This is a genomic window from Coriobacteriia bacterium (genome assembly GCA_034370385.1).
Lineage (GTDB): Bacteria > Actinomycetota > Coriobacteriia > Anaerosomatales > PHET01 > JAXMKZ01.
On the sequence record JAXMKZ010000037.1, the window covers coordinates 1 to 4,212 of the forward strand.

Sequence of the window (4,212 nt, forward strand, 5' to 3'; positions counted from 1 at the left end):
CGACTGCGATGCCATCGCCGCCAAGCTCAACTCACGGCCGCGGAAGCGGCTCGGATACCGGACCCCGGAGGAATGCTATGCACAATCGTAGGAAGGCCCTCAGAAAGGCTCAGTGTTGCGATTCAAACTTGAAGTCAGGCGGGAGACCTACGGGACGTACTGCTCCTCGACGGCGACGATGGTGTCATCACGGATGGTGACCCAGTATGGCTGCGTGTCCGACCAGCCGGCTCGTTCGCCCTCCAGAATCACCGCGAACTCGTCAGGAGTAATCGCTGGAAGCGGCTTCGCCGCCTCCAGGACAACGACGCGGGTGTCGGGGCCGACGGGGAAGACCCACCTTCGCTTGTTCTGGTTCAGGATATGGAAGCCGTTGGGGGGTTCGGCCCCTTCGAGCGCCTCAGCCTCGTCCCCGGTGATCCAGACGACGAAGTCGACGGTGAGCCGGAGTTCAGCTCCATCACGATCGACGCCGACGATGTAGGCCAGCTGCCGCCCCTCCTGACCTGAAGGATTCCCGGGCGATGGAGTGATGATCTCTGGCGTGGAGCTGTCAGTGAGTGAGGACGTCGTGGCCGGATCTGCGCCGGAACAACCAAGCGTCGAGAAACCAACCAGGGCCAGCGCGCTCAGCGTGGCCGTCAGTCGTTTCGACCACCTCATCTAAGCCCCTCTCCGCCTAACGTTGGGCGCTTCAGCCGCGCCCGCTGACTGACATGGTAGCCGAGGACTTGCGAAGTCGGCTGGAAGCGCTTGTTAGGCGGGAGCTCACGGCTCCCGGTAGGGCTTGTGGCACCACTGGCATGATTCCCTGGGGCGCGGATTCGTTTGGCCACACCAGGGGCAGGCCATGAACCGACCTGTGGTGACGGCATACGGAGGACCGCCATCCTCGGCCGCGGCAACTTCGACGTGGCCGCGCGGGTCGGGACCGTACCTGTTAGGACCGCGCATCCCACGCTTGAGCATGTTGATCAGATGCACCAGCCAGCCAACGAGCGGGATGAACCCGACAAGCAGCCAGAAGCCGCTCATCTCCGAGTCGTGTAGACGCCGGATTGCGAGCGGAACCGACGGAATGATGAGCAGCAGCGAGAGCACACCGCTGACGAGACCGATGCCGTCGTCGCTTGAGTAGGTGCCGGAAGACAAGTCGATCGCGGTCGCCGCCCACAGGACCAGGACGTTGACGAGCGTGAAGGTCCAGTACTCGCCGCGGCGTGATCGACCCGAGAAGTCGGTGATGCGGTTGTACGGCGACTTGTACCAATGCCAGAGTTGCTGCATGCCCTCCGCCTAACGTCTCTGTGCTTCAGCCGCGAACGAGCGGCTGCAGTTCAGCCTAACGCGTGCGTGAGTCGGCTGGAAGCACTTGTTAGGTACCAGGCGAGAGACCCCTGGTCCTGGTTAACCAAGACGAGGCCCCAATCAGAATGGGCCACGGCAGGATGTAGAACGCCGTCAGATACCAGTAGCGCGTGAGGAAGCCGATTCCTTCGCCCAGGAAAACGCCACAGTACAAGTAGTCGAGTACAGCGAGCGGGCCTGTGAAGTAGAACGCCAACCATAACGCCGCAGTCATCCGGCGAGAGGGTTCGAACGCGCTGAGGACCCTGACCGCGGCCAGCCAGATCAGCGGGAGCAGCATCGCCGAGAAGACCACCATCCCGGCTGCCGGGTACTGCTGATAATAGGCGGGCAGTCCGGCGATAAGGAAGGCCAGCCACACGACGAGTGCGATGAGGAACGTCCGGATGTGGAATGCGCGGTTCATCTGCCCCCTGTGTACCTAACGTCCGGCACTTCAGCTGTGGCGCGCCCTCGACGCCGCAACTGCTCCACTCTAGACCACAGGGCGCGACATCTGCTGGAAGTGCTTGTTAGCTAGGTAGTCGCAGGATTCCCCGGGGCTGTCCGAGTCGGTGGCAGTGAGTCGTTCGTGCCTGCGATCTTGAGATGTCTGCTCAAGAACTTCCTGGAATGAGACTCCGTCCGGAAGTGAGATCGGAACTGTCACTGCAATCGTTGCGGATACACCGTCCGCATGGATGTTTGTCTCAACCTGCGCCTGCCTCCGCTGAGCCTCAACGAGCGAACGAATGATCGGCTGCCATTCGGTGATCTTGGATTTGATTAGCGGTATCGTCTTCCACGGCTCTGCCGAAATGGTCACGCCCTCACTGTATGTTTCACCAAAGACCCCGCGAAGACCAACGAGCACTGAGGTGCCGTGCATCTTCTTGTACTTGCCCGGAGCGGTAACGCGGTGCAGTCTCAGCTCGCCCAGCTGCGGCTCGAGACGCATCACCAGGTGCATCGCAGGCTTCCTCCAGCCGACAACCATCTCTTGAGGTGTGCGCTCCATTAGCTTCTCCGTTGCCAGCAGGAGAAGCGTAGTGACGTCCACTGCCTCTTGAACGCGTGTCCGCCCGGGCACGGCGTACTCATGCTCGAGCAGATTCCGCTCGACATTCAAGTTGCGCATGATGCCAATGGGAATCATGCCTGCGGCATCCACCAACTTCAGCTTCTCTGGAAAGCTGGCACGACGCGTCCTGGTGAACAACCCGTACTGGTTCAAGAGGCTATCCACGCTCAGGTGGAAGGCACGCTTCGCGTTCCCAAACGCGTTGATGAGGCCACGATCCGTGTCGCTGGCGAGGTCCTCTCTGGCAAACTCCAAGTAGCTGCCAGGACTCATCTCCGTCGCGTATGGTTGCGGCAGCGGGCCAATTTGGCGTGTTGGCGTCAGGTACCGGAACGGCTCTGGGCCGTCTTCGTCGTAGAAGAAATAGACCGCCAAGACCGCGTCACCCCCAGACTCTAGCTAACGTAGTTGCGCATGACCAGCAAACTGGCCCTGTGCACGTCTCGAGCCGAGAATACCTCACACGGCCGGTTTGTCTGCGTCGATGCGCTTGATAGGCGTGTGCGGCTACGGTCCGGTTCCGGATTCGACAACCAGCCACGGATCCCCCTGCGTCTCCTGGCCCAAGAGGACAAAGCGCATGTCCTGCCCTGGCGGCTCTCCGGTCACAGCTGTTCTGTGCCGCTCGTAGCGGACGACGAGCATGCGCAGCGCTGCAAGCTCAAGATAGACTACCGGCCGACCAGCGACGGTGTCCTCGCGAGACCGCTCCACCTTCAGGTCGGTCAGACCCTGCAAACTACGATCGCGTACCGCTCCGTCGAATCGCGATGGCCTCCACATGAGTGAGCGAGCATCGTCCTCACGTCCGGCTCCCAGCAGTTCGTAGTAGCGGCGCGCAACCTCCTCCGGGGACGCGTCGGGGGATAGCTCAGCGGGAGGAGCGGCGCACCCGACCAGCAAGAGCAAGGCGAGGAGCACAGATGCAGCGGCGCGGTGATACCTCAACGTCAACCTCCACTACGCCTAACGTGTTAGGCATGACCCGCAAACCGCGGCCCGATCCGCCTGCTACTCAGACTACCTGACTGCCGCGGTTTGTCGGCGTCGATGCCATTGTTAGGTGGCCTGCCGAAGTCGTCGGCGTGCAGTCATCCGCGCCACGACAAACCACCCTGCCGCGAAGCCGAGCGCGTACCCAGCCGCAGCGCTGTAGCCGACGTCAAGGCCGACAGCTGGAGAACCGCGACCTCCGAACTTGGCTACCGTGACGATACCCACGGGCACGAGCACGCCGAACATGGTGTCGGACCAGCTCAGCGGTGCCCGCTGCGCCAAGGCGGCAGTGGGCCTCAACGATATGGCGGTGACCAGCGCTCCGATGATCGAGAACACAAGCGTGACTCCATATGCGACCTCGACGTCCAACAAAGCAGGCAGAATCATCCAGACGAAGGTCACACTCAGAACGGTGATCGTTCTGAGCCGCGCGCTCGCAGATGGTTGGGCTTGGTCGCCGGTCTCGCGCGGACCGCGCGACTGTACGGGATGCACTCTGCCGCGAAAGACAAGCCACGTGTACAACAGAAGCGCAGGGAGCAGCACCACGCTGACCAAGGAGACCACGTACCACGCGTCCGGGATTAGGTCCCGCACCCTTCCCCCAATCAACCTCCGCAACTGCGAGCAGCCCCAGAGGTACACCTAACGTGCGGCGCTTCAGCCGCGCCCACTGACTGACATGGTAGCCGAGGACTGGCGAAGTCGGCTGGAAGCGCTTGTTAGCGTGGCGCCCGCAGGTCATCCGTGCGGTCGCTGATCGCGAAAGACGCGCACCGAGACCT

Annotated in this window: 6 protein-coding genes; all 6 read right to left on the reverse strand. The window is 62.1% G+C overall.

The features are described 5' to 3' along the window. Positions 1 to 147: 147 nt before the first annotated feature. The gene (locus U1E26_07930; protein ID MDZ4169570.1) at positions 148 to 663 is read right to left on the reverse strand and encodes a hypothetical protein; all 516 of its coding nucleotides are present in this window, start codon (positions 661 to 663) and stop codon (positions 148 to 150) included. 105 nt (positions 664 to 768) lie between these two features. Further along, positions 769 to 1,287: a DUF805 domain-containing protein gene (locus U1E26_07935; GenBank protein MDZ4169571.1), complete on the reverse strand. Its 519-nt coding sequence runs from the start codon at positions 1,285 to 1,287 to the stop codon at positions 769 to 771. Positions 1,288 to 1,375: 88 nt separating this feature from the next. Continuing rightward, a complete protein-coding gene (locus tag U1E26_07940) occupies positions 1,376 to 1,774 on the reverse strand; it encodes a hypothetical protein (GenBank protein ID MDZ4169572.1) in 399 nt (132 codons plus the stop codon). Positions 1,775 to 1,843: 69 nt separating this feature from the next. Continuing rightward, the gene (locus U1E26_07945; GenBank protein MDZ4169573.1) at positions 1,844 to 2,803 is read right to left on the reverse strand and encodes a hypothetical protein; all 960 of its coding nucleotides are present in this window, start codon (positions 2,801 to 2,803) and stop codon (positions 1,844 to 1,846) included. A 132-nt stretch (positions 2,804 to 2,935) separates the two neighbouring features. After that, the gene (locus U1E26_07950) at positions 2,936 to 3,376 is read right to left on the reverse strand and encodes a hypothetical protein (protein ID MDZ4169574.1); all 441 of its coding nucleotides are present in this window, start codon (positions 3,374 to 3,376) and stop codon (positions 2,936 to 2,938) included. Between the two features lie 111 nt (positions 3,377 to 3,487). Then, positions 3,488 to 4,024 (reverse strand): hypothetical protein, encoded by a 537-nt coding sequence (locus tag U1E26_07955; protein ID MDZ4169575.1) that lies wholly within the window; start codon positions 4,022 to 4,024, stop codon positions 3,488 to 3,490. Between the last annotated feature and the right edge of the window lie 188 nt (positions 4,025 to 4,212).